Origin of the sequence: Chelativorans composti (assembly GCF_039541695.1) — a bacterium.
Lineage (GTDB): Bacteria > Pseudomonadota > Alphaproteobacteria > Rhizobiales > Rhizobiaceae > Chelativorans > Chelativorans composti.
Map to the genome: position 1 here is coordinate 102793 of NZ_BAABGS010000012.1, position 26266 is coordinate 129058.

23 protein-coding genes are annotated in these 26266 nt (G+C 63.5%); 21 read left to right on the forward strand and 2 right to left on the reverse strand.

The features are described 5' to 3' along the window. Positions 1-4 precede the first annotated feature (4 nt). Complete coding sequence (locus ABD906_RS02980) at positions 5-403, reverse strand: hypothetical protein (RefSeq protein ID WP_345098132.1); 399 nt, start codon at positions 401-403, stop codon at positions 5-7. 31 nt (positions 404-434) lie between these two features. Beyond that, complete coding sequence (locus tag ABD906_RS02985) at positions 435-1700, reverse strand: winged helix-turn-helix domain-containing protein (protein ID WP_345098133.1); 1266 nt, start codon at positions 1698-1700, stop codon at positions 435-437. A gap of 395 nt (positions 1701-2095) precedes the next feature. Between ABD906_RS02985 and ABD906_RS02990 the strand changes: the two genes are divergently transcribed. The 21 genes from ABD906_RS02990 (at position 2096) to ABD906_RS03090 (ending at position 25064) form a co-directional block, all read left to right on the forward strand. Further along, positions 2096-2461 (forward strand): NADH-quinone oxidoreductase subunit A, encoded by a 366-nt coding sequence (locus tag ABD906_RS02990; protein ID WP_345098134.1) that lies wholly within the window; start codon positions 2096-2098, stop codon positions 2459-2461. Beyond that, positions 2452-3027: a NuoB/complex I 20 kDa subunit family protein gene (locus tag ABD906_RS02995; RefSeq protein ID WP_345098135.1), complete on the forward strand. Its 576-nt coding sequence runs from the start codon at positions 2452-2454 to the stop codon at positions 3025-3027. Before ABD906_RS02990 ends, ABD906_RS02995 begins: the two co-directional genes overlap by 10 nt. Before the next feature lie 8 nt (positions 3028-3035). Beyond that, the gene (locus ABD906_RS03000) at positions 3036-3638 is read left to right on the forward strand and encodes an NADH-quinone oxidoreductase subunit C (protein WP_345098136.1); all 603 of its coding nucleotides are present in this window, start codon (positions 3036-3038) and stop codon (positions 3636-3638) included. A 15-nt stretch (positions 3639-3653) separates the two neighbouring features. Continuing rightward, positions 3654-4844 (forward strand): NADH-quinone oxidoreductase subunit D, encoded by a 1191-nt coding sequence (locus ABD906_RS03005; RefSeq protein WP_345098137.1) that lies wholly within the window; start codon positions 3654-3656, stop codon positions 4842-4844. Next, positions 4844-6067, forward strand: coding sequence for an NADH-quinone oxidoreductase subunit E (locus ABD906_RS03010; protein WP_345098138.1), 1224 nt, complete (start codon positions 4844-4846; stop codon positions 6065-6067). The genes ABD906_RS03005 and ABD906_RS03010 overlap by 1 nt, the downstream gene beginning before the upstream one ends. Positions 6068-6076: 9 nt before the next feature. Continuing rightward, positions 6077-7381 (forward strand): NADH-quinone oxidoreductase subunit NuoF, encoded by a 1305-nt coding sequence (nuoF, locus tag ABD906_RS03015; RefSeq protein ID WP_345098139.1) that lies wholly within the window; start codon positions 6077-6079, stop codon positions 7379-7381. A gap of 43 nt (positions 7382-7424) precedes the next feature. Beyond that, entirely contained in the window at positions 7425-9506 is a 2082-nt protein-coding gene (gene nuoG, locus ABD906_RS03020) for an NADH-quinone oxidoreductase subunit NuoG (RefSeq protein ID WP_345098140.1), read from the forward strand. 7 nt (positions 9507-9513) lie between these two features. Continuing rightward, entirely contained in the window at positions 9514-10557 is a 1044-nt protein-coding gene (gene nuoH, locus ABD906_RS03025; protein ID WP_345098141.1) for an NADH-quinone oxidoreductase subunit NuoH, read from the forward strand. 46 nt (positions 10558-10603) lie between these two features. Further along, entirely contained in the window at positions 10604-11095 is a 492-nt protein-coding gene (nuoI, locus tag ABD906_RS03030; protein WP_345098142.1) for an NADH-quinone oxidoreductase subunit NuoI, read from the forward strand. A gap of 219 nt (positions 11096-11314) precedes the next feature. Further along, positions 11315-11935 (forward strand): NADH-quinone oxidoreductase subunit J, encoded by a 621-nt coding sequence (locus ABD906_RS03035; RefSeq protein WP_345098143.1) that lies wholly within the window; start codon positions 11315-11317, stop codon positions 11933-11935. A 2-nt stretch (positions 11936-11937) separates the two neighbouring features. After that, positions 11938-12246 (forward strand): NADH-quinone oxidoreductase subunit NuoK, encoded by a 309-nt coding sequence (gene nuoK, locus ABD906_RS03040; RefSeq protein WP_345098144.1) that lies wholly within the window; start codon positions 11938-11940, stop codon positions 12244-12246. Positions 12247-12259: 13 nt separating this feature from the next. Further along, a complete protein-coding gene (gene nuoL / locus ABD906_RS03045) occupies positions 12260-14242 on the forward strand; it encodes an NADH-quinone oxidoreductase subunit L (protein WP_345098145.1) in 1983 nt (660 codons plus the stop codon). 3 nt (positions 14243-14245) lie between these two features. Further along, complete coding sequence (locus ABD906_RS03050) at positions 14246-15751, forward strand: NADH-quinone oxidoreductase subunit M (RefSeq protein ID WP_345098146.1); 1506 nt, start codon at positions 14246-14248, stop codon at positions 15749-15751. A 17-nt stretch (positions 15752-15768) separates the two neighbouring features. Next, positions 15769-17205, forward strand: a complete 1437-nt coding sequence (gene nuoN / locus ABD906_RS03055) for an NADH-quinone oxidoreductase subunit NuoN (protein ID WP_345098147.1) — start codon at positions 15769-15771, stop codon at positions 17203-17205. A gap of 3 nt (positions 17206-17208) precedes the next feature. Beyond that, entirely contained in the window at positions 17209-18030 is an 822-nt protein-coding gene (locus ABD906_RS03060; protein ID WP_345098148.1) for a biotin--[acetyl-CoA-carboxylase] ligase, read from the forward strand. Between the two features lie 153 nt (positions 18031-18183). Continuing rightward, positions 18184-19791: a ribonuclease J gene (locus ABD906_RS03065; protein WP_345098295.1), complete on the forward strand. Its 1608-nt coding sequence runs from the start codon at positions 18184-18186 to the stop codon at positions 19789-19791. 9 nt (positions 19792-19800) lie between these two features. Next, a complete protein-coding gene (gene mce / locus ABD906_RS03070; protein ID WP_345098149.1) occupies positions 19801-20205 on the forward strand; it encodes a methylmalonyl-CoA epimerase in 405 nt (134 codons plus the stop codon). Between the two features lie 306 nt (positions 20206-20511). Next, positions 20512-20799, forward strand: coding sequence for a DUF1467 family protein (locus tag ABD906_RS03075; protein WP_345098150.1), 288 nt, complete (start codon positions 20512-20514; stop codon positions 20797-20799). Positions 20800-21674: 875 nt separating this feature from the next. After that, the gene (gene proS, locus ABD906_RS03080; protein WP_345098151.1) at positions 21675-23003 is read left to right on the forward strand and encodes a proline--tRNA ligase; all 1329 of its coding nucleotides are present in this window, start codon (positions 21675-21677) and stop codon (positions 23001-23003) included. Next, positions 23000-24280 carry a lipoprotein-releasing ABC transporter permease subunit gene (locus ABD906_RS03085; RefSeq protein WP_345098152.1) on the forward strand — a complete coding sequence of 427 codons (1281 nt, stop codon included), beginning with the start codon at positions 23000-23002 and terminating at the stop codon, positions 24278-24280. Before proS ends, ABD906_RS03085 begins: the two co-directional genes overlap by 4 nt. Position 24281: 1 nt before the next feature. Beyond that, the gene (locus tag ABD906_RS03090) at positions 24282-25064 is read left to right on the forward strand and encodes an ABC transporter ATP-binding protein (protein WP_345098153.1); all 783 of its coding nucleotides are present in this window, start codon (positions 24282-24284) and stop codon (positions 25062-25064) included. Positions 25065-26266: the final 1202 nt, after the last annotated feature.

Here is a 26266-nt window from a genome sequence, read left to right on the forward strand (position 1 = left end):
TCGGTCAGATGGAGAGAGTGGGCGGAGCCCGGGCGTGCCCCGCCTTGACGGCTCTGACCGGAAGCGGCAGAGGCTCAACCGCCGCGGTCCGGCCGAGAGGAACAAGATGCGGAGCGGAAATCCGCGGATGGGTTTCGGGGGTGCAGAGGGGGCCGGTTCCGCAGGCCATCTGGCAGGCGGACGTGCAGCAGTCGCGGTCCAGTCCCGCAAGCGGATGATCGTGACCGGAGCCGTCCTCCGAGGAAGGCAGGCAAAGGACGAACTCGTAGGTCAGGTCATGGGCCGCCATCGTGCCCTTGGCGTAGGCTGCGACCGCACCCTGCAGGGCCAGCAAATAGCCCAGCAGCGCGGCGACCAGCCACGCGAGCAACGGATCCCGTTTCAGGCGCATGAACCTCTGCATGGGCTTCCCATGGCACGCATCGGGCGCAATGTCACGAAGTCACTTTGTCATCCTTGGTAACATACCGCGGATTGACCTCCGGCGCATCTTCCAATGCCCGGGCCAGGCGCTGCGCGAAAGGGCAGTCCCGGCCGCTCATCTCCGCTCGTTCAAGGCCCAGCCAGGCAGCCATTCGTCCGAGTTCCGCGGCGAGCCGCGCGGGGGTCTCGTCCGGCGCATCGTCTTCCGGATGGGCGGAAAGCACCCTGAGCACGCCGACCTTCCGGTCAGCCTTCAGGTCCACCCTCGCCACCAACTGGTCATCGAGCAGGAACGGAAAGACGTAATAGCCATGCACGCGATTGTGAACGGGTGTGTAGATCCCCAGCCGGTATCGGAAATCGAACAGCCGTTCGACCCGGCTGCGTTCCCAGATAAGAGGATCGAAGGGGGCGAGCAGCGCGGCTGCCCGGACTTTTCGGGGCGTCCGGGCCTCCCGGTGCAGGTATGCCGTCTGCGACCAGCCCTCGACCCTGACGGGAAACAGGGTTCCGTCTTCCACGAGCTCCTCGATCCGCGGATAGGCGTCGTCCGGACGCAGGCGGAAATAATCGCGGAGGTCGCTGCGCGTGGCGATCCCCAGCGCCCGCGCCGCCCGTTCGATCAGGCCGCGTTTTGCCTCACGCGGCTCCGGCGTGGGAAGCGCAAGGATCTCGCGCGGCATCACGCGATCCGGAATGTCGTAGAGCCGCTCGAAATTGGGCCCGCGCGAATGGGTCGTCACCAGTCCCGCCCAGAACAGCCATTCGAGCGCGCGTTTGGCCTCGCTCCACTGCCACCAGCCGGAGGCGCCGCGATGGCCCTCGATGGCGGCGGCCGTCAGCGGGCCGTTTCGCTCGACCTCGGCCAGCACCTGGTCGATGAAATCCCGCATCTCCCGGCCGAAGGTTGCGAGCCCCTTGTAAATGCCCCGGCCGGCGCGCCCCTCCTCCATGCGCCAGCGCAGGAGCGGATGCACTTCCGCCGGGAGAAGGGAAGCCTCGTGCGCCCAGTACTCGAAGGCGCGTCTCGGCTTCCGGCTGAGCGACGCATCGACGAGCTGCGCTGGATAGGGGCCCAGCCGCGAGAAGGCCGGCATGTAATGCGCCCGGGTGACGACATTCACCGAATCGATCTGGAACGCGCCGAGCCGTTGAAGAACTCGCACGATATGCTGTCGCGTGGGTTCGGCACCTTCCGGCCGCGGGCGGGTGCCGAACCCCTGCGCGGCGAGGGCGATGCGCCGTGCCTGTGCCAGTCCGATCGTGTCCCGGGTCAATCGAGCGCCTCCCTGTCCGGTTGAACCTTCCTGTCCAAAGCCGACTGTGGCACGGAAGAGGAGGGCAGGGAACCGTGAGAGCCCCCCTGGAGCGTGGCCGGGGCCCCATCCCTGGTGGAGATCTGATGAGGATGTAAGCCAATAATTATGGTCAGGCCCTTGGTTTGAGGAGAGAAAGCATCAAGTTGTTTCTTGAGCCTGATCAAAAAAACACGAAAATTGGGGGGAAGCAGACCCGAGTCTGGCTCAACTACATAACGTTGGACTTGCTTCCTGGAGACGGCTGCGCTAACCCTCGCCGCGTTGCAACACGGGCCTGGCTCACTGCCGGCACTCCTGCCAGCAAGCGACTCGCCCTGTACGAACCTGCCTGGCAGGTCACGGAAAGTCGGACAATGAACGAGCTTCTGAGTTCATACTTACCCATCGTCATCTTCATCGGGGTGTCGCTCATTATTGGCTGCGCCCTGCTGGTTGCGCCCTTCCTGGTCGCCTATCGCAATCCCGACCCGGAAAAGCTGTCCGCTTATGAATGCGGCTTCAACGCCTTCGACGACGCCCGCATGAAGTTCGATGTGCGGTTCTATCTGGTCGCCATCCTTTTCATCATCTTCGATCTGGAAGTGGCGTTCCTCTTCCCGTGGGCCGTGTCCTTCGGCGACATCGGGATGTTCGGCTTCTGGTCGATGATGGTGTTCCTCGCCGTCCTCACCGTAGGCTTCATCTATGAGTGGAAGAAGGGGGCTCTCGAATGGAATTGAACGGCACGACGATGGTCGCCCCTAAGCCCAAGGGAATCATTGATCCGAATACGGGCCGTCCGGTTGGCGAGAACGATCCCTTCTTTGGCTCCATCAATGAGGAGCTGACCGACAAGGGCTTCCTGGTGACGTCGTCGGAAGCCCTGATCACCTGGGCCCGGACCGGTTCGCTGATGTGGATGACCTTCGGTCTGGCCTGCTGCGCCGTCGAGATGATGCAGATGTCGATGCCGCGCTATGATTGCGAGCGTTTCGGCTTCGCTCCCCGCGCTTCTCCCCGCCAGTCCGACGTGATGATCGTAGCGGGAACTCTCACCAACAAGATGGCCCCTGCGCTGCGCAAGGTCTACGACCAGATGCCCGAGCCGCGCTACGTGATCTCCATGGGGTCCTGCGCCAACGGCGGCGGCTACTACCATTATTCCTATTCCGTCGTTCGCGGCTGTGACCGCGTGGTCCCGGTGGACATCTATGTACCGGGTTGCCCGCCGACCGCTGAAGCGCTGCTCTATGGCGTGCTGCTTCTGCAGAAGAAGATCCGCCGCTCTGGCACCATCGAGCGTTAGGAGTGAAGATGAGCGACGCGCTGAAGGACCTCGGAGCCTACATTCAGGACAAGCTCGCTGGCCGTGTGCGGGAGAGCATCGTCGCCTACGGGGAACTGACCCTGGTGGTCGAGCCCGACGACATCGTCGAGGTTCTGACCTTCCTGAAGGACGACGTGCAGTGTCAGTTCATCTGCCTGATCGACATTTGCGGTGCGGACTACCCGTCCCGCGAGAAGCGTTTCGAGGTGGTCTACCACCTCCTGTCGCCGCGCCAGAACCAGCGCATCCGCGTCAAGCTGTCGACGGACGAGGACACGCCAGTTCCCTCGGCTGTCGACGTATTCCCTGGCGCCAACTGGTATGAGCGCGAGGTCTACGATTTCTACGGCGTGCTGTTCACCGGCCATCCGGACCTCCGCCGCATCCTGACCGACTACGGCTTCGAGGGCCATCCGCTCCGCAAGGATTTCCCGCTGACCGGCTATTCCGAAGTCCATTACGACGAAGAGGCCAAGCGCGTCGTCTACAAGCCGGTGTCGCTCCGTCAGGAATTCCGCAACTTCGATTTTCTCTCGCCCTGGGAGGGTACGGAATACGTGCTGCCAGGTGACGAGAAGGCCAAGCAGTGACGAGGAAGGTGTCGCGTGGCTGAAACCTCTGTCCGCAATTTCAACATCAACTTCGGCCCCCAGCATCCGGCCGCCCACGGCGTTCTGCGTCTGGTTCTGGAGCTGGACGGCGAGGTGGTGGAACGCGTCGATCCGCACATCGGTCTGCTCCATCGCGGCACCGAGAAGCTGATGGAGTACAAGACCTACCTCCAGGCCTTGCCCTATCTCGACCGCCTCGACTACGTGGCGCCGATGAACCAGGAACATGCCTGGTGCCTGGCCATCGAGCGTCTGCTCGGCATCGAGGTGCCGAAGCGCGGCCAGCTCATCCGCGTTCTCTATTCCGAGATCGGCCGCATCCTGAACCATCTGCTGAACATCACCACGCAGGCCATGGACGTTGGCGCGCTCACCCCGCCGCTTTGGGGCTTTGAGGAGCGCGAGAAGCTGATGGTCTTCTACGAGCGCGCCTCCGGCGCCCGCATGCATGCGGCCTACTTCCGCCCGGGCGGCGTCCACCAGGATTTGCCCGAGAAGCTGGTCGAGGATATCGGCAACTGGATCGACCCCTTCCTCAAGACGGTCGATGACCTCGATGAACTGCTGACCGAAAACCGCATCTTCAAGCAGCGCAACGTCGACATCGGCGTCGTGAAGCTCGAGGACGCCTGGGCCTGGGGCTTCTCCGGCGTGATGGTGCGCGGGTCTGGCGCGCCGTGGGACCTGCGCAAGAGCCAGCCCTACGAATGCTACGACGAGATGGATTTCGACATCCCGGTCGGCAAGAACGGCGACTGCTATGACCGCTATCTCATCCGCATGGAGGAGATGCGCCAGTCGGCGAAGATCATGCGCCAGTGCGTCGAGCGTCTGTTGAGCACCGAGCGCACCGGGCCGGTTTCGGCCGAGGATGGCAAGGTCGTGCCGCCGAAGCGCGCCGCCATGAAGCGCTCGATGGAAGCGCTCATCCATCACTTCAAGCTCTACACGGAAGGCTTCCGCGTTCCGGCGGGCGAGGTCTATGCCGCCGTCGAGGCGCCCAAGGGCGAGTTCGGCGTCTACCTGGTTTCCGACGGCACGAACCGGCCCTACCGGGTGAAGCTTCGCGCGCCGGGCTTTGCCCACCTGCAGGCAATGGACTTCCTTTGCCGGCATCATCTTCTGGCCGATGTCACGGCTGTGCTCGGCTCTCTCGACATCGTGTTTGGTGAGGTAGACAGGTAATGTCAGTCCGCCGTCTCGCAGACGAAGCTGTTCAGCCCGCAAGCTTCGCCTTCACGCAGGAAAACCTTGAGTGGGCGCAGCGCACGATCGCCAAGTATCCCGAGGGGCGCCAGCAGTCTGCCGTCATCCCGCTCCTGATGCGGGCTCAGGAACAGGAAGGCTGGGTCACCCGCGCGGCCATCGAATATGTGGCTGACATGCTTGGCATGCCTTACATCCGCGTGCTGGAGGTCGCCACTTTCTACACCCAGTTCCAGCTCGCCCCTGTCGGCAAGCGCGCGCACGTTCAGGTCTGCGGCACCACGCCCTGCATGCTGCGCGGGGCAGGGGACCTGATTGAGGTCTGCAAGCGCAAGATCCATCCCGAACCGTTCCATCTCAACGAGGACGGCTCCCTCTCCTGGGAGGAGGTCGAATGCCTGGGCGCCTGCGTGAACGCGCCCATGGTGATGATCTTCAAGGACACCTACGAGGACCTGACGCCCGAGCGGCTCGAAGAGATCATCGACGCCTTCCACGAGGGCAAGGGCGACACCATCAAGCCCGGCACGCAGATCGACCGTTTCAACTCCGCGCCTGCCGGCGGCTTCACCGCCCTGGCGAACGAGGCGGACGTCATCAAGGTCCCCAATCCTGATCTGCCGGCGCGGTTCGCTTCGTCGCCGTCCGCCACGGTTCCGCCCACCGAGGCTGGCCGTCCGCGCACCGACGCCATCGAGACCAATCCTGCCGTGAGCTCGCCGTCCGCCGCCAAGGTCAGCGGTGCCGCGGAATCGGCTGCAAGCGTCTCCGCCCCGGCTGAAAATCCGGCCCAGGCGGATCGCGTGGCCGAGGAGGTTGAGCGCACGGTTCGCACCCGCACCCACAGCGGCAAGCCTGAGGAACAGCAGCCCAAGCTGCGCGCGCCGGAGCTGAGCAGGGTGGATCCGATCCCGGACCTGTCTGACGACGACCGTCCGGTTGCGCTTCCGCGCCCGGAGAAGCCGGACAACCTGCAACTGATCTCGGGCATCGGCCCGAAGATCGAGGCCATCCTCAACGAGCTCGGCATCTACACCTACGTGCAGATTGCCGCCTGGGGTCCGCGCGAGCGCGCCTGGGTGGATCGTCACCTGCAGTTCCACGGCCGCATTGAGCGCGAGAACTGGGTCGGCCAGGCCGAGGCTCTGGCCCGTGGCGGCGAAGCCGAATACGAGCGGGTCTTCGGAAAGAAACCGCGCTAGGAGAGCGAGATGCTTCAGGACAAGGACCGCATCTTTACGAATATCTACGGCCGGTTTGACCGTTCGCTGCGCGGCGCCATGATGCGCGGCCACTGGGATGGCACCAAGGCCATCCTGGAGAAGGGCAGGGACCGGATCATCGAGGAGATGAAGGCTTCCGGTCTCCGCGGCCGCGGCGGCGCGGGCTTCCCGACGGGCCTCAAGTGGTCGTTCATGCCGAAGCAGAGCGACGGCCGCCCGCACTACCTCGTCGTCAACGCCGACGAGTCCGAGCCTGGCACCTGCAAGGACCGCGATATTCTTCGCCACGATCCGCACACGCTGATCGAGGGCTGCCTGATCGCCGGTTTCGCGATGGGCGCGCATCATGCCTTCATCTACGTCCGCGGCGAGTTCATCCGTGAGCGCGAGGCACTGCAGCGCGCCATCGACGAGTGCTATGACGCGGGACTCATCGGCAAGAACAACCGCCACGGCTGGGACTTCGACATCGTCGTCCACCACGGCGCCGGCGCCTACATCTGCGGCGAGGAAACCGCGCTGCTCGAGAGCCTCGAAGGCAAGAAGGGCCAGCCGCGCCTGAAGCCGCCGTTCCCGGCCAACATGGGCCTCTACGGCTGCCCGACGACGGTCAACAACGTCGAGTCTATTGCCGTTGCGCCGACCATCCTGCGCCGCGGGGCGGCCTGGTTCTCCTCCTTCGGACGCGAGAACAACAAGGGCACCAAGCTCTTCATGATTTCCGGTCACGTCAACACGCCGTGCACCGTCGAGGAGGAGATGGGCATTCCGTTCCGCGAGCTGATCGAGCGCCATGCCGGCGGCATCCGCGGCGGCTGGGACAACCTTCTGGCGGTCATTCCCGGCGGCGCGTCCTGCCCGGTCGTCAAGGCCGAGGACATCATTGACTGCCCGATGGATTTCGACGGCCTTCGTTCCGTGAAGTCCTCCTTCGGCACGGCCGCCGTGATCGTCATGGACAAGTCCACCGACATCATCAAGGCGATCGCCCGCCTGTCGCAGTTCTTCAAGCACGAGAGCTGCGGTCAGTGCACCCCGTGCCGCGAAGGCACCGGCTGGATGTGGCGCGTTATGGAGCGCTTCGTGCGCGGCGAGGCGCACAAGCACGAGATTGACATGCTGCTCGACGTGTCGAAGCAGATCGAGGGTCACACGATCTGCGCCCTTGGCGATGCGGCCGCCTGGCCGGTCCAGGGCCTGATCCGGAATTTCCGGCACGAGATCGAATGTCGCATCGATGAGTTCTCGCGGAATGCGCACCGCGTGGAACCGGTTCTGGCGGCGGCCGAATGAGAATGAATGTGTCGATAAGGCAAGCAGTTAGCGGACGGCGATAATGGCAAGGTTGAAAGTCGACGGCATAGAGATCGAAGTTCCCGATCACTACACGCTGCTGCAGGCTGCGGAAGAGGCCGGTGCAGAGGTTCCGCGTTTCTGCTTCCATGAACGGCTCTCGATCGCCGGCAACTGCCGCATGTGTCTGGTGGAAGTGAAGGGCGGTCCGCCCAAGCCCCAGGCGTCCTGCGCCATGAGCGTCCGCGATCTGCGTCCGGGCCCGAACGGCGAGCTGCCGGAGATCTTCACCAAGTCCGCGATGGTGAAGAAGGCGCGCGAGGGCGTGATGGAGTTCCTGCTCATCAACCATCCGCTCGACTGCCCGATCTGCGATCAGGGCGGCGAGTGCGACCTGCAGGACCAGGCCATGGCCTATGGCGTGGACTCCTCGCGCTATCACGAGAACAAGCGCGCGGTCGAGGACAAGTACATCGGCCCGCTGGTCAAGACGATCATGAACCGCTGCATCCACTGCACGCGGTGCGTCCGCTTCACGACGGAAGTGGCCGGCATCGCCGAGCTCGGCATGATTGGCCGCGGCGAGGACGCCGAGATCACGACCTATCTCGAGCGCGCAATGACCTCGGAGCTGCAGGGCAACGTGATCGACCTCTGCCCGGTCGGCGCGCTGACCTCGAAACCCTACGCTTTCAAGGCCCGTCCGTGGGAGCTCACCAAGACCCAGTCCGTGGACGTGATGGACGCCGTCGGCTCGTCGATCCGCGTGGATACCCGCGGCCGCGAGGTGATGCGTATCGTGCCCGTCATCAACGAGGCGGTGAACGAGGAGTGGATCTCCGACAAGACCCGTTTCGTCTGGGACGGCCTGCGCACGCAGCGCCTTGACCGTCCGTATGTCCGCCGCGACGGCCGCCTCTATCCGGCGACCTGGAGCGAGGCCTTCGCAGCCATCGCCGCTGCCATCAAGCAGACCTCGGGTGACCGCATCGGCGCCATCGCCGGCGACCTCGCCTCGGTGGAGGAGATGTACGCGCTCAAGCTGCTCATGCAGTCGCTGGGCTCGGCCAACATCGACTGCCGCCAGGACGGCACCGTGCTCGACCCGTCGCTCGGTCGCGCAACCTACATCTTCAACCCGACCATCGAGGGCATCGAGGATGCCGACGCGCTGCTGATCGTGGGCTCCAACCCACGCATCGAGGCGGCGGTGCTCAACGCGCGCATCCGCAAGCGCTGGCGCGTTGGCCCGTTCCCGATCGGCGTGGTCGGCGAGGGCGGCGAGCTGCGCTACCAGTACACGCACATCGGCTCCGGTCCGGAGTCGCTCAAGGCTCTCCTCGACGGCAAGCATGAGTTCGCCGAGGTGCTGAAGACGGCCCAGCGTCCGCTGATCCTGGTGGGGCAGGGCGCTCTTGCCCGTCCGGACGGCCGCGCCGTGCTTGGCAATGTGGCGAAACTCGCCACTGCCGTCGGCGCCGTTTCCGAGGACTGGAACGGCTTTGCCGTGCTCCACACGGCGGCTGCGCGCGTTGGCGGTCTCGACCTCGGCTTCGTGCCGGGCGAGGGCGGCCGGGACGTTGCCGGCATGATGGGCAACCTCGACGTGCTGTTCCTGCTCGGTGCCGACGAGATCGACATGGAACGCATCGGTAACGCCTTCACGGTCTATATTGGCTCGCATGGCGATGCCGGCGCCCACCGCGCCGACGTGATCCTGCCGGGTGCAGCCTATACCGAAAAGTCCGGCACTTATGTGAACACGGAAGGCCGTGTCCAGATGGGTAACCGCGCCGCCTTCGCGCCGGGTGACGCCCGCGAAGACTGGGCGATCCTGCGCGCGCTCTCGGACGTGCTCGGCCATCGCCTGCCGTTCGACTCGCTGGCGCAGCTGCGTGCGCGGCTCTATGCGGACTACCCACATTTCACCGCCATCGACACGATCGCGCCCGGTTCGGCGGCCGATGTCGAGGCGCTGGCCTCGCTCGCGGGCGCCATGGACAGTGCGGGCTTCGCCTCCACCATCCGCGACTTCTACCTAACCAATCCGATTGCGCGCGCTTCGGCCGTGATGGCCGAGTGCTCGGCACTGGCGCGCGGCGAGATCAAACAGGCGGCTGAGTAGGTCTACTATGGAATCGTTCCTTACTGACTACGTGGTTCCCGGGCTGATCATCCTGGCTCAGTCGGTGCTGTTGCTGGTCATCCTGCTGGTTGGCCTTGCCTATATCCTCTATGCCGACCGCAAGATCTGGGCCGCCGTCCAGCTGCGCCGCGGTCCCAACGTGGTCGGCCCCTGGGGCCTTCTGCAGTCCTTTGCGGACCTTCTGAAGTTCGTCTTCAAGGAGCCGATCATCCCGTCGGGCGCCAACAAGGTGGTGTTCCTCCTGGCCCCGCTGGTCTCCTCCGTTCTCGCCATGTCGGCCTGGGCGGTGGTTCCGGTGAGCTTCGGCTGGGCGATCGCCGACATCAATGTCGGCATCCTCTACGTGCTCGCCATCTCATCGCTCGAGGTTTACGGCGTCATCATGGGCGGCTGGGCCTCGAACTCGAAGTACCCGTTCCTCGGCGCGCTGCGCTCCGCCGCGCAGATGGTGTCTTACGAAGTCTCCATCGGCTTCGTGATCGTCACCGTCCTGCTGGTGGTGGGCTCGCTGAACCTCACCGACATCGTGGTTTCGCAGCAGGACGGTCTGGGCACCATGCTCGGCCTGCCGAACTCGTTCCTCGACTGGCACTGGCTGCCGCTCTTCCCGATGTTCATCATCTTCTTCATCTCCGCGCTCGCGGAGACGAACCGTCCGCCCTTCGACCTGGTGGAGGCGGAGTCGGAGCTCGTCGCCGGTCATATGATCGAGTACTCGTCGACGCCGTTCCTGCTCTTCTTCCTCGGTGAGTATGTCGCCATCGTTCTGATGTGCGCGCTGACCACCATTCTGTTCCTCGGCGGATGGCTGCCGCCCTTCGACTTCGCCCCCTTCACCTGGATCCCGGGTGTGGTGTGGTTCGTGCTGAAGGTCTGCTTCGTCTTCTTCATGTTCGCGCTGGTGAAGGCTTTCGTGCCGCGCTACCGCTATGACCAGCTGATGCGGCTGGGCTGGAAGGTGTTCCTGCCGATCTCGCTGGCGATGGTCGTGATCGTGGCAGCGTTCCTCAAGATCACGGGTCTGGCATGAACATGAATAAGATGTCGCAACTGTTTGAATTTGCAGGAGAATGACGATGTCCGCGCTTGCACAGGCCGCCAAGTCACTGCTCCTGAAGGAGTTCTGGGGAGCGATCGTGCTGTCGATGCGGCAGTTCTTCGCGCCGAAGGCCACGATCAACTACCCCTACGAGAAGGGCCCGATCTCGCCCCGCTTCCGCGGCGAGCACGCGCTGCGCCGCTATCCGAGCGGCGAGGAGCGTTGCATCGCCTGCAAGCTCTGCGAGGCGATCTGCCCGGCGCAGGCCATCACCATCGAGGCCGGCCCGCGCCGCAATGACGGCACGCGCCGCACGGTGCGCTACGACATTGACATGGTGAAGTGCATCTACTGCGGTTTCTGCCAGGAGGCGTGTCCGGTGGATGCGATCGTCGAGGGGCCGAACTTCGAGTTCGCCACGGAGACCCGCGAGGAGCTTTACTACGATAAGGAGAAGCTTCTCGCGAACGGCGACCGCTGGGAGCGTGAGCTGGCCCGCAACATTGCGCTGGATGCACCTTACCGCTGAGGCGGGGGGCAGCAGGGTGAAGCGGTCCCGGGAAGGGAAACGGTTTCCGACCGGGGCGCGAAAAGATGAATGGTGGGAGCGTTTTGGAATTGCCGTGAGGGGCTGGAACGCTCTGACGCGGCGGGGGAGGCCCCGCCGAAACGATACAGGCAAGAGCCGTCATGGGGACGGCGGCGGCCCGCTCCGCGAGGACGGGCCGGGAAAGAATCGAGGTAATCGATGCTGACAGGACTAGGGGCGATCTTTTTCTACCTATTCGCCTTCGTTGCGGTCGCGGCGGCGTTAATGGTCATCTCCGCGCGCAACCCGGTACACTCGGTGCTCTTTCTCATTCTCGTCTTCTTCAACGCCGCAGGCCTGTTCCTGCTGGCCGGGGCAGAGTTCCTGTCACTCATCCTGCTGATCGTCTACGTCGGCGCTGTGGCGGTGCTCTTCCTGTTCGTGGTGATGATGCTGGATGTGGACTTCGCCGAGCTGAAGCAGGGCGCGCTGCAGTACGCGCCGGTGGGCGCCCTGGTGGGGCTGATCCTCGCTGCGGAGCTGATCATCGTGCTGGGCGGCTACGGCTTCTCCCCGCAGCTTGCCTCCACGGTCGCGGAGCCGATGCCGTCGCTCGCCGAGAGGCAGAACACGGCCGCGCTCGGTGACATCCTCTATACGGACTACGTCTTCTTCTTCCAGATCGCTGGCCTGGTCCTGCTGGTTGCGATGATCGGCGCCATCGTGCTGACCCTGCGTCACCGTCCGCACGTCAAGCGCCAGAACATTGCCGAGCAGGTCGCCCGCACGCCTGCGACCGCCATTGAGATCCGCAAGGTGAAGACCGGCGAGGGAATTTGATCATGGAAGTGGGTATTGCACATTTTCTCACTGTCTCGGCGGTGCTCTTCACGCTGGGCGTGTTCGGCATCTTCCTGAACCGGAAGAACGTCATCATCATCCTGATGTCCATCGAGCTGATCCTGCTCTCGGTGAACATCAACTTCGTGGCGTTCTCCTCGGTGCTCGGGGATCTCGTCGGCCAGGTTTTCGCATTGTTCGTACTAACAGTCGCCGCGGCTGAAGCCGCGATCGGCCTTGCAATCCTTGTTGTCTTCTTCCGCAACCGCGGCTCCATCGCCGTTGAAGACATCAACACGATGAAGGGCTGAAGAGGGGACTTTCATGTATCAGGCGATCGTATTCCTTCCTCTCGCCGGCTTCCTCATTGCCGGGCTTTTCGGCCGCGCCATCGGGGCGAGGGGAGCGGAGCTCATTACCTCCGGGCTGCTGGTCGTTTCGGCCGTGCTGTCCTGGGTGGCGTTCTTCTCTGTCGCCCTGGGCGACCAGCAGGCGTTCACGGTGCCGCTGCTGCAGTTCATCTCCTCCGGCAGCCTGGACGTGAACTGGGCGCTGCACATCGACACGCTGACGGCTGTCATGCTGGTGGTCGTGAACACGGTATCCGCGCTGGTTCACATCTACTCCATTGGCTACATGCATCACGATCCGCAGCGGCCGCGCTTCTTCGCGTACCTCTCGCTCTTCACCTTCGCGATGCTGATGCTGGTGACGTCGGACAATCTGGTCCAGATGTTCTTCGGCTGGGAAGGCGTGGGTCTGGCCTCCTACCTGCTGATCGGCTTCTGGTACAAGAAGCCCTCCGCCAATGCCGCCGCCATGAAGGCCTTCATCGTCAACCGCGTCGGCGACTTCGGCTTCGTGCTCGGCATCCTCGGGGTCTTCATCCTCTTCGGCTCGGTGAATTTCGACACGATCTTCGCCAACACGCAGAACTTCCTGCCGGATGCGCCCGCTTCGGCCGAGCCGGTGCTGACCTTCCTCGGCTACGCGCTCACCACCCATGACGCGCTGACGGTCGTCTGCCTGCTGCTCTTCGTGGGCGCCATGGGCAAGTCGGCCCAGGTTCCGCTGCACACCTGGCTTCCTGACGCGATGGAAGGCCCGACGCCGGTGTCGGCCCTCATTCACGCTGCTACCATGGTGACCGCCGGTGTCTTCATGGTCGCGCGCCTGTCGCCGATCTTCGAGCTGTCGTCCACCGCGCTCATGGTCGTCACCCTGATCGGCGCCATCACCGCCTTCTTCGCGGCGACGGTCGGCTTGGTGCAGAACGACATCAAGCGCGTGATCGCCTATTCGACCTGTTCGCAGCTCGGCTACATGTTCGTGGCCCTGGGAAGCGGCTTCTACGGCGCCGCCGTGTTCCACCTTTTCACGCACGCCTTCTTCAAGGCGCTGCTCTTCCTCGGTGCCGGCTCGGTCATCCACGCCGTCTCCGACGAGCAGGACATGCGCAAGATGGGCGGCCTGCGCACGCTTATCCCGCAGACCTACTGGATGATGGTCATCGGCACGCTGGCGCTCACCGGCGTCGGCATCCCCGGCACGCTCATCGGCATGGCCGGCTTCTTCTCGAAGGATGCGATCATCGAGGGCGCCTTTGCGACGCACACCTCGATCGGCCAGTTCGCCTTCGTGCTGCTGGTGATTGCCGCCGTGTTCACCAGTTTCTACTCCTGGCGTCTGATCTTCATGACGTTCCACGGCAAGCCGCGCGCCTCCGCCGACGTGATGCACCACGTCCACGAGTCGCCGCTGGTCATGCTGGCGCCGCTTTATGTGCTGGCCGTCGGCGCGGTCTTTGCGGGCGGGGTCTTCAGCGAGTACTTCGTCGGCCACCACTTCACCGACTTCTGGAAGGGTGCGCTGTTCGTCCTGCCGGACAACCACATCCTGCACGACTTCCACGATGTGCCGCTGTGGGTGAAGTGGTCGCCCTTCGTGGCCATGCTGCTCGGCTTCCTGGTTGCCTGGCGCTTCTACATCAAGTCGCCGGAGAGCCCGAAGCGTCTCGCCGAGCGTCACCGCGGCCTCTACGCCTTCCTTCTCAACAAGTGGTATTTCGACGAGCTGTATGACTTCCTGTTCGTCCGGCCTGCGATGCGCCTCGGCCAGTTCCTCTGGAAGAAGGGCGACGGCTGGCTGATCGACGGGTTCGGTCCTGACGGCATCTCCGCCCGCGTCGTGGATATCACCAACCGCGTTGTGAAAATGCAGACCGGCTACCTCTATCATTACGCCTTTGCGATGCTGATCGGCGTCGCAGCACTTGTGACCTGGATGATGCTCGGGAGCTCGTTCTAAACCATGACGGATTGGCCCATTCTTTCCACGGTCACCTTCCTGCCGCTGGTAGGTGCGTTCCTCATTTTCCTGATCCGGGATGATGGCCAGAGCGCCGGACGCAACATCCGCAACGTTGCGCTGCTGACGACGGTCTTCACCTTCGTGCTGTCGATCTTCGTCTGGGCCGGCTTCGACTATTCGACGCCGGGCTTCCAGATGGTCGAGAAGCACGACTGGTTCGACGCCAACATCTCCTATCACATGGGTGTCGACGGCATTTCGATGCTGTTCGTCATCCTCAGCACCTTCCTGATGCCGTTCTGCATTCTCGCCAGCTGGGAGTCGGTGCAGAGCCGCGTCAAGGAATACATGATCGCTTTCCTCGTGCTGGAAACGTTCATGATCGGCGTGTTCTGCGCCCTCGACATGGTGCTGTTCTACATCTTCTTCGAGGCGAGCCTCATCCCGATGTTCATCATCATCGGCGTGTGGGGTGGTCCGCGCCGGGTCTACGCGAGCTTCAAGTTCTTCCTCTACACGCTCGCCGGTTCCGTGCTGATGCTGCTGGCCATGATGGCCATGTACTGGCAGGCCGGAACGACCGATATTCCGACGCTGCTGACCTATGCCTTCCCTGCGCACCTGCAGTACTGGCTGTGGCTTGCCTTCTTCGCCTCCTTCGCGGTGAAGATGCCCATGTGGCCGGTCCACACCTGGCTGCCTGACGCCCACGTGGAGGCACCGACGGCGGGCTCGGTGATCCTGGCCGCGATCCTCCTGAAGATGGGCGGCTACGGCTTCCTGCGTTTCTCGCTGCCGATGTTCCCGGTCGCCTCGGCCGACTTCGCTCCGCTTGTCTTCGCCCTGTCGGTGATCGCCATCGTCTACACGTCTCTGGTTGCGCTCATGCAGACCGACATCAAGAAGCTGATCGCTTACTCGTCGGTCGCCCACATGGGCTTCGTGACTATGGGCATCTTCGCCATGAACGAGCAGGGCATCCAGGGTGCGATCTTCCAGATGCTCTCGCACGGTCTGGTCTCCGGTGCGCTGTTCCTCTGCATCGGCGTGATTTACGACCGCATGCACACCCGCGAGATCGCGGCCTATGGCGGCCTCGTCAACAACATGCCGAAGTATGCCGTGGTCTTCATGATCTTCACGATGGCGAACGTGGGTCTGCCGGGCACCAGCGGCTTCGTGGGCGAGTTCCTGACGCTTCTGGCCGTCTACCGGGTCAATACCTGGGTCGCTCTGTTCGGCGCCACCGGCATGATCCTTTCCGCGGCCTATGCGCTGTGGCTGTACCGCCGCGTGATCTTCGGCGCGCTGACCAAGGAGAGCCTGAAGCAGCTTGCCGATCTGTCCACGCGGGAGAGGGCGATCCTGTACCCGCTGGTCGCGCTCGTCATCTTCTTCGGCGTCTATCCCAATGCGCTGATCAACGTGACGAACGCCTCGGTCGGCGCACTGCTCGACCATCTGAATGCGTCGCTTGATGTGGCCTTGCTGGCCGGAGCCAATTGAACGGAAGAGTGGATTCCATGACGTTTGATCTCACTTCGAGCTTGGCTCTAACCCTGCCGGAACTGGCGCTCGCCGTTGGCGCCATGGTGCTGCTGATGATAGGGGTGTTCTCCGGCGAGCGGGCCAACACCACGGTCACCGGCCTGGCCGTGGCGCTGTTCCTGGCGGTCATCGCCTGGATCCTGGTCTTCCCGTCGGAAGGCGAGGCTTTCGGTGGCGCCTTCATCAGCGACGGTTTCGCCCGCTTCATGAAGCTGCTGACGTTGGCGAGTTCTGTCGTCACGCTGGTCATGTCCGTGGGCTTTGCCCGTGCCGAACGCTTCGACAAGTTCGAGTATCCGGTCCTGATCATCCTTTCGACCGTCGGCATGATGCTCATGGTTTCGGCCAACAACATGCTGACGCTGTACCTGGGCCTCGAGCTCTCCTCGCTCGCGCTCTACGTCGTCGCCGCCATCAATCGCGACAGCGTGCGTTCGACCGAGGCGGGCCTCAAGTACTTCGTGCTCGGCTCGCTGGCTTCGGGCATGTTGCTCTATGGCATCACGCTGGTCTACGGCTTTACGGGCCAGACGGGCTTCGAGGGCATCTCGGCGGCGCTTGCCGGCGGTGAGCGTCCGCTCGGCCTGATCTTCGGCCTTGTGTTCATCCTAGCCGGCATTGCCTTCAAGATCTCTGCCGTTCCGTTCCACATGTGGACGCCGGACGTCTACGAGGGTGCTCCGACGCCGGTGACGGCCTTCTTCGCCGCCGCGCCCAAGATGGCCGCCATGGCCATGCTGGTCCGCGTCACCATGGAGACCTTCGAGCCGGTTGCGCGCGACTGGCAGCAGATCGTCGTCTTCATCTCGATCGCCTCGATGGTGCTCGGCTCCTTCGCGGCCATCGGCCAGCGCAACTTCAAGCGTCTGATGGCCTATTCGTCGATCGGCCATGTCGGCTTCGCCCTGGTGGGCCTTGCCGCCAACTCCGAGGCTGGCGTGCGCGGCGTCATCATCTACATGCTGATCTATCTCGTCATGACGCTCGGCACCTTCGCCTTCATTCTGGCGATGCGCCGCAACGACGAGAACGTCGAGCAGATCGATGATCTGGCCGGTCTTGCCACGACCAATCCGGTCATGGCGGTGATCCTGACGCTGATGATGTTCTCGCTTGCGGGCATTCCGTTCCTCGCGGGCTTCTTCGCCAAGTGGTACGTCTTCCTCGCCGCGATCGAGGTCGGACTGGTGACGCTTGCCGTCATCGGTGTGCTGGCTTCCGTGGTGTCGGCCTACTACTACCTGCGCATCATCAAGATCATGTGGTTCGACGAGTCGGTTGGCGGCTTCCAGCCCATGGCAGGCGAGCTGCGTCTGGTGCTGGGTCTGAGCGGTGCGTTCATCACCCTCTACGTTCTGTTTGCCGCTCCCGTCGGGCGTCTCGCCCAGGCGGCCGCGCAGAGCCTGTTCTGATCGATGTTTGCGCTTGCGCCTTCGGCTCTCTCGGACGGCTACCGGCTGGAGGCGCACCAGTCTGTGACTTCCACCAACGCGCTCGCTCTCGAGCGGGCGCGTGAGGGTGACCCGGGCCGTCTCTGGATCGTTTCGCGGCACCAGACCGGGGGGCGCGGAAGGCGGGGGCGCGCCTGGGAGACGCCGGTCGGAAACCTTGCCGCCACCGTCCTCCTCGTGGAGAGCTTCGACCCCGCAACGGCCGCAACGCTGGGCTTCGTTGCGGGGCTTTCGCTTTCCGACGCCCTCGACGCAACGGCACCGGATGCGCGGATCGATATCGGACTCGATCACGGTTCCGGCTCCGGCCACCGCTTCGAGCTGAAGTGGCCGAACGACGTGCTCGCCGGCGGCGCGAAGCTCGCAGGCATTCTGCTGGAGTCGACTTTGCTGCCTGATGGCCGCCTGGCACTGGCCATTGGTATTGGCGTGAACGTGGTCGCCTATCCACCGGATCTTCCGTATCCGGCGACTTCGCTGGCAGCCCTTGGCAGCAAGGCCGATGCGGGCGGTCTGTTCCTGGCCCTGAGCGACGCCTGGGTCGACAACATGCGTCTGTGGAACGGGGCGCGCGGCTTGCCCCTGATACGCGAACGATGGCTCAAGCGCGCGTCAGGGCTTGGCGGCAGGGTCGCCGTGAGGGTAGACGGACGGGTCGCTTCCGGCTTATTTGAGACCATTGATGACGCCGGACGGCTGGTGATCCGCGAGGACGATGGCAACCGGCTGTACGTTACCGCCGGCGATGTCCACTTTGGCGCGGTCGCATCCGAGCGCGCCCGATAAATGATTGGTAGTATTAGAGAACAACGAGTTAGGCGCAGTTGTTGATTGATCGAATCAATAATCTGCTAACGAAATTGGAGAGGAATTCCGGACGTGGCATTGGGGCAAGAGGAATTGGTGTTCTGTCCTTTGGGTGGTGTCGGCGAGATCGGCATGAACCTGGCCCTGTATGGATATGGTCCGGCCAACAATCGCAGCTGGCTTCTGGTTGACTGCGGCGTGTCGTTTCCCGGACCGGAGCTTCCCGGTGTCGACCTCGTCCTGCCGGACATCCGTTTCATTACCGAACATCTGCCCAATCTGAAGGGCATCGTCATCACCCATGCCCATGAGGACCATTTCGGCGCGCTGCTCGATCTTTGGCCGATGCTGCGCACGGAGGTTTGGGTAACCCCGTTCACCGCCGGCCTGATCGAGGCCAAGCGCGAAAGCGAGGTCGACGCGCCGGAGATCCCGTTACGCGTATTCCGGGCTGGTGACCGGTTTGAGATCGGCCCGTTCGGGATCGAGGCGATCGCCGTCAGCCACTCCATACCGGAGCCGGTTTCGCTTGCCATTACGACGCCGCTCGGCCGCGTGATCCACACCGGCGACTGGAAGATAGACCCGGCTCCCGTTCTCGGGCCCAGCACGGATGAGGCGCGCTTCCGCGCGCTGGGCGACGAGGGCGTTCTGGCTCTGATCTGCGACTCCACCAACGCGCTGCGGGAAGGGGACTCGCCTTCTGAGCAGGATGTGGGCAAGGGGATCCGCGAGGTGATCGAGCAGGCGCCTGGCCGCGTCGCCATCACCACCTTCTCCTCGAATGTCGGCCGCATCCGCGCGATCGCCGAAGCGGCGCGCGATGTCGGCCGGTCCGTGCTGGTGCTCGGCCGCTCGCTTCAGCGCGTGATCGATGTTGCGGCTGAACTGGGCTATCTAGACGGGCTGCCGCCGTTCCTCACGGAAGACCAGTATGAGCAGATTCCGCGTGAGCATGTGGTGGTGCTCTGCACCGGCAGCCAGGGCGAGGCGAGGGCGGCGCTGGCCAAGCTCGCGCGGCAGGAGCTGCGCAACGTGCAGCTTGCTCCCGGCGACACGGTTGTTTTCTCCTCCCGCGTCATCCCTGGCAACGAGAAGGCCATCATCGGCATCAAGAACCTGCTGATCGAGCAGGGCGTGAAGGTCATCGAGGACTCCGACGCGCTCATCCACGTCTCCGGCCATCCCCGCCGCAACGAGTTGCGGAAGATGTACGAGTGGGTCCGTCCCGAGATTCTCGTGCCCGTCCACGGCGAGGCCGCCCATCTGGTGGCCCACGGCTCGCTCGGCGCCATGTGCGGCATTCCTCAGGTGGCCCAGGTGCGTGACGGCGAGATGCTGCGGCTCGCGCCGGGACCTGCCGAAATTCTGGAGCGCGTCCACTTCGGCCGCATTTTCAAGGACGGCAAGGTTATCGGAAATGACGTGGAGGTGGGCGTCCGCGACCGCCGCAAGCTCTCCTATGCCGGTCATGTGGCGGTGAACGTCGTGTTAGACAACCATTACAATCTCGCCGGTGATCCGGACCTTGTCGCCATCGGCGTGGCGGAGAAGGATCCGCAGGGCCGTCTGATGGAACAGGTCATGCTCGATGCGGCCATCGGCGCGATCGAGAGCATTCCGCGCAAGGGCCGCCGCAATCTGGACCTGGTGGCGGAGGCCGTCCGCCGCGCCGTGCGCGCCTCGGCCAACGAGGCCTGGGGCAAGAAGCCGATCGTGACCGTCTTCGTCACTCAGTAAGGGGGAGCTATGCTGAAGAGACTGAATCATGTGGCGATTGCCGTGCCGGATCTTTCCGCGGCTGCGGCGATCTATCGGGATACGCTGGGCGCGAAGGTCTCGGCGCCCCAGTCTCTGCCGGAGCATGGCGTGACGGTCGTCTTCGTGGAGCTCGACAACACCAAGATCGAGTTGCTGGAGCCGCTGGGCGAGAAGTCGCCCATTGCCTCTTTCCTTGATAAGAGCCCGTCCGGCGGCATCCACCATGTCTGCTACGAGGTGGATGACATCATCGCTGCGCGCGATCATCTGAAGGAAAAGGGCGCGCGCATCCTGGGCGACGGCGAGCCGAAGACCGGCGCCCACGGCAAGCCGGTGCTGTTCCTGCATCCGAAGGATTTCAACGGCACGCTCGTCGAGCTCGAGCAGATCTGACCGCGCCACTCGTTCCGCCGCCATCGCTCACACTGAGCTTGTCGATGGGTGAAGCCTGTCGGAGGGCGGGCCTGACACCGCGTGCGCGTCCGAAGCCGGAATGCACAAGGCCGGTCACGATTGCGGCATGGCCCTTTGACAAGTTCGCGCCGCGGTGCCACGAGTGGGGCGGATTCCGGACGGAAGGAAGATGGGAAGTGTCCGCTCCGGATCTGTGCGGGCCCGATTGCGCGCCCCGTCCCCGGCCCGTGGGTGAGGTGAGGGGACCGGCGCCAGGGGACCGCTGAAATTGCGATTGGAGTGCACATGACCTGGGTATCCTTTGCAGCCGTCTATTTCATCATCTGGTGGATCATGCTGTTCGTGTCGCTGCCACTGGGATTGCGGACGCAGGACGAGGAGCAGGAGGTTGTTATGGGAACGACCCCGAGCGCTCCCGCTGGCAGGCACATGCTGCGCGCCATCATCATCACCACGCTCCTGTCCTTCGTCGTGATGGGCCTTTTTCTGCTTGTCACCCGCGTGCTCGGCTATTCGTTCGACGACATCCCGAACATCATGCCGGATTTCGGGTTCGGCGCCCGCAACCGCTGATCGCTTGCACTGCAGGCGAGTTCACCGCGAGCCTGTCGGGGGCGAGCTGTCGAGGGTCGAGCCTTCGTGGGCCAGTACGGTCGGCTTCACGGAGAAATGATGTCTCCGCTTTTGCATCCAGGCACTCGGGCCCTCCGCTCTGCTCGACCAGGACGCCGAAAGGGCATTCTCTCCCGCAAGGGGAGAGATAGGGGCGTCGCGTCAATGCTTCCGCAACCAACAATGCCGGCGTTCTGCACCGAGGGTGAGGCAAGCATTATCTCCCCTTCTTTAGGGAGAATGAAAGGCCGGCATCCTGGCACAGCCCAGCGCCCAGCTTTTCAAGCGGGATTTGATTTCGACGGAGACGCAGGCCGCCGAGCTTCGCTCGTTCGGCGGCGCAACTCGGAGTGACGCTTCAGCCACCTGTGCTGCGCTGCTTGTCGCTAGCCTGGTTCTGCCAGAGCAAATACGCCTTGTCCCTTGCAAGGCAGCTCATCGTCCTGTCCAGACTTGCAGGCAAAAAAAAAGCAAGGCACGAGGCCTTGCAGCTTAACGCGTTTGATCCCTTCTCCGTCCTCGGACGGCGGCTGCGGATGAACGCGCCGGGACCAACTTCCTCCCAAGACAATTGACCGCGTTACGAACTGGATTGCTAGTCCATGTTCTTGTTATGTGGCGCACACTTTAGACTAATTTCTGTCGTCATGTCACGACAAATTTTCACCATCTGGTGAGTTATTGGCTTGAAATCGTTCATGACCGCTGGAAGGGACGCCAAAACGGCAGTGCGGGGTGCCCGCGGGTTTTCAATCGCGCCCGAACTGGCTAAGAAGCAATGCAAATCCACAGTGCGCGGTTATGATTCCGCGCTTCCTCTCGTGCTGGACTGACCTATGCGACTGTCGCGCTATTTTTTGCCAATTCTCAAGGAAAACCCGCGTGAAGCGGAAATCGTGTCCCACCGCCTGATGCTGCGCGCCGGCATGATCCGGCAGCAGGCCGCCGGCAGCTTTTCCTGGTTGCCGATCGGCAAGCGCGTGCTGGACAAGGTTTGCCAGATCATCCGCGAGGAACAGAACCGCGCCGGCGCCATCGAGATCCTGATGCCGACCATCCAGTCGGCCGAACTCTGGCGAGAGAGCGGCCGTTACGACGATTACGGCAAGGAAATGCTCCGCTTCAAGGACCGCCACGAGCGCGAGATGCTCTACGGTCCGACCAACGAGGAGATGGTCACGGAGATCTTCCGCGCCTATGTAAAGTCCTACCGCGACCTGCCGCTCAATCTCTATCATATCCAGTGGAAGTTCCGCGACGAAGTGCGCCCGCGCTTCGGAGTCATGCGTTCGCGCGAGTTTCTGATGAAGGACGCCTATTCCTTCGACCTCGATTACGAGGGCGCCAAGGCGGCCTACAATCGCATGTTCGTTGCCTATCTACGCACCTTCGCCCGCATGGGCCTGCAGGCCATTCCGATGCGCGCCGACACCGGCCCGATCGGCGGTGATCTGTCGCACGAGTTCATCATCCTCGCCTCCACCGGCGAGAGCGCCGTCTTCTGCGAGAAGAAGTTCCTGGATCTGCAGGTGCCGCCGGCGGACATCGATTTCTTCAACAATGAGGAGATCGCGCGCGTCGTCACCGAGTGGACCACGCCGTATGCGGCCACCGAAGAGATGCACGACGAGAGCCAGTGGGCGTCCGTTCCCGAGGAGCAGCGCCTGTCGGCCCGCGGCATCGAGGTCGGCCATATCTTCCACTTCGGCACCAAGTACTCCGCGCCGATGAAGGCGGCCGTGATGGGACCAGACGGCAAGGAGCACTTTGTTTCCATGGGCTCCTACGGCATTGGTCCGTCGCGCCTCATTGCCGCGATCATCGAGGCGAGCCACGATGATGCCGGCATCATCTGGCCGGAGGCGGTTGCTCCCTTCCACGTCGCGCTCATCAACATGAAGGCGGGCGACGCCGCCTGCGACGGCGCGGCCGACGAGCTCTACAGCAAGCTCACCGCCGCCGGCATCGACGTGCTCTATGACGACACCGAGGAGCGCGCCGGCGCGAAGTTCGCCATTGCCGACCTGATCGGCCTGCCGTGGCAGATCATTGTGGGCCCGCGCGGCATCGCCAACGGCGAGGTTGAGGTCAAGAACCGCGCCACCGGCGAGCGTGAGACCATGTCCGTACAGGCTGCAATCGACAGATTTGGCAAGGGCAAATGAGCGAAGCGGGAGCTAGGGCGAAGGGAGCGGGACCGTTCTCCTACTATGAGCGGCTGGTAGCGTGGCGCTATCTGCGCTCGCGGCGCAAGGAGACCGCGGTTTCCGTCATCTCGGCCATATCCTTCATCGGCATCATGCTGGGCGTGGCGACGCTCATCGTCGTGATGGCCGTCATGAATGGATTTCGCACTGAGCTCCTGACGCGTCTGCTGGGCATCGAGGGGCACATGACCGTGCTGCCCATCGACCTGCCTCTGGACGATTACGAGGAACTCGCCGATCGGCTGGCGAAAGTGCCGGGTGTGCGCCTCGCCGTGCCGATGGTGCAGGGGCAGGTGCTCGCCTCCGGCCCGCGCGGTGCGGGCACCGGCGCCATCATCCGCGGCTTCCGTGCCCGGGATCTGGCCCAACTGTCCATGGGCCAGAACATCCGCCAGGGATCTCTTGAGAATTTCGATACGGGCGAGGGGGTCCTCATCGGCTCCCGCATGGCCCAGCGGCTTGGCATCGGCCTCGGTGACAACATCACCCTCTTCTCGCCCGAAGGTGACGTCACGCCCTTCGGTGTAACGCCGCGCGTCAAGGCCTATCCGGTGAAAGGCATCTACGAGGTCGGTATCTCGGACTACGATGCAAGCTTCGTGATCATGTCGCTCACGGAGGCGCAGCTCTTCTTCAATGTCGAAGGGCTGGCGCAGCAGATTGAAGTCTTCATCGACGATCCTGACGACGTTGCCGAATTCTACCCGCTGATCGAGGAGGCCGCGCAGCGTCCGGTGCAGATCACCGACTGGCGCCAGCGCAATCAGGTTTTCTTCTCGGCGCTGGAGGTGGAGCGGAACGTCATGTTCATGATCCTGACCATGATCGTTCTGGTCGCCGCCCTCAACATCATCTCCGGCATGATCATGCTGGTGAAGGACAAGGGGCACGACATCGCCATTCTGCGCACCATGGGCGCCACGAGCGGCTCCGTCATGCGCATCTTCATGATGGCGGGCGCCTCGATTGGTGTTGCGGGAACCTTCGCGGGTCTGATCCTCGGCACCATCATCTGCCTCAATGTGGATTCCATCCGCCAGTTCTTCTCGTGGCTTTCGGGAACCACGATCTTCAACCCGGAGATCTACTACCTGAGCAAGCTTCCGGCCGACATGGAGTCGGGTGAGACGGTGGCGGTGGTCCTGATGGCGCTGCTGCTGTCGTTCCTGGCCACGCTGTTCCCGGCCTGGCGCGCTGCCCGTCTCGATCCCGTCGACGCCCTGAGATACGAATAGAATGGCTGACAGCATCCTCGAACTCAAATCCATCAGTCGCCGCTACATTCAGGGCTCGAAGGAGCTGGTAATCCTGAACAACGCCAGCTTCACCCTGAAGCGCGGCGAGATGGTTGCGCTTGTGGCGCCTTCGGGCACGGGCAAGTCGACCCTGCTGCACATTGCGGGCCTGCTGGAATACCCCGATGGCGGTGACGTGATCGTCAACGGCCAGCCCTGCGCCGGCCTCTCCGATGACCGCCGCACCGAGATCCGTCGCCGCGACATCGGCTTCGTCTACCAGTTCCATCACCTCCTGCCGGAGTTCACCGCGCTGGAAAACGTGATGATGCCGCAGCTGATCGCGGGCCTGAAGCCCTCCGAGGCGCGCGAGCGCGCCGCCCAGCTGCTGAACTATATGAAGGTTGGCAAGCGGGCCGAGCACCGCCCGGCGGAGCTTTCGGGCGGCGAGCAGCAGCGCGTTGCCATTGCCCGCGCGGTCGCCAACGCGCCGCTTCTGCTTCTGGCAGACGAGCCCACCGGCAACCTCGATCCCGCAACGGCGAAATACGTCTTCGAGGCCCTGGAGGCGCTGGTGCGCCAGTCCGGCCTTGCCGCTCTCATCGCTACCCATAATGAGGAGCTTGCCGCGCGCATGGACCGCCGCGTGACCCTGCGCGACGGCAAGGTGGTGGAGCTTTCCCGCGCTCCCGCTGCAGGAGCGTCTTCGGGCACTTCGGCCGCCGCCTCTGCCGGCACGCCCGCCGCTGCTGCTTCTTCCACCGGCACGTCGTCGGCCAAGTAACGGCAGCGATCGGCCTGAGCTGCCAGATCTCCGTTCGTTCCTTCCGCGTACAATGGCTAGCGCCAGAACATACGCAGGGCGTGGCGAACGCGGGCAGCGAACCTGTTGGGGAGGGCAGGGGCCGCATGACTTCCCGGGCAATGGCTTTTCTTCGCCGCATCCCGCGTCTGTCGTGGGAAGGTGAGGAGCCTGCGGCATCCTCTGATCGCTCGCCCTTTGACGCGCCCGCGGTGGGCATCTCGGTAGCCGTCAGCGGAAAGCCTCACATCTCCCCCGGCCACCGTTACCGATGCGGCCAGCCCCCGGAGGCGGTCGCTCGGCATCATCCCGGCTGAACGTTCCGCCCAGATTGTTGTCATCCGAACTGCCGGTAACGCTTTCTTTACCCCTTCTTCAAGCGGGAATCGGATTCGCGGCTATGCGGTTGACGTGAACAAAAAAAGAACATACAAAGATCATATCAAGATCAACGGATGTTCTGAGGAGGATTCCATGGCAGATCTCTTTCGCGATCTCGCTTCGTTGCTGGCGATCAGCTCGTTTGTCATTGCCGTGGCCTCGTGGATCAGCGTCATTCACTGACCGCGTGTGAAACGTTTCTCGGGGCGCGTCAGGGCGGTGCCTCGACAGCCGCACCGGCGAGTTGCCCTGCCAGGCGCATGGACGGGCTACCGTTGTCAGCGGTGATGCGCCCGCCCTTACACCACTCTTGCCAGGTGTTGTTTGTCCGAGGGCAAACCGTGCCGAGAAAACCGGGCTGAGGTGAGGAGTGCGCTCCGGCCGGATGTGCGCGGCGCGAATGTGTCTCGCAGAAGCGGACGCGAGTGCGTTTCCGGCCGGATTTGGGGCGATGAGTGACGCTCAGAAGAGGGCGGTCAGCGTCTCCAGCCGGATTTTTGGGGCGACGAATGCCGCTCAAAATCAAAAGAAGAGGGCTCGCTTAACCAGCCGGTTTGGGCGACGCCTCCGGTGGAAGGCTGGCTTGCCACGCGGCAGTCTTGGAGCAACGCCGCAGCGCACGGCTGGGTCTCCGCAAGCGGCTGGCGTGTCGGCCCGGCCGCGTGATGCGGGGTGGTCAATGCGTGGCGTGAGGACACACTGACGTGGAGATGGCTTCGGCCGGTGGAGCCGCCATGCTTTCCGGGGAAGGCCTGTTTCTACGGCCTGCCTGTCCCAGACCCGCCACGCCTGTTTTGTGGTGT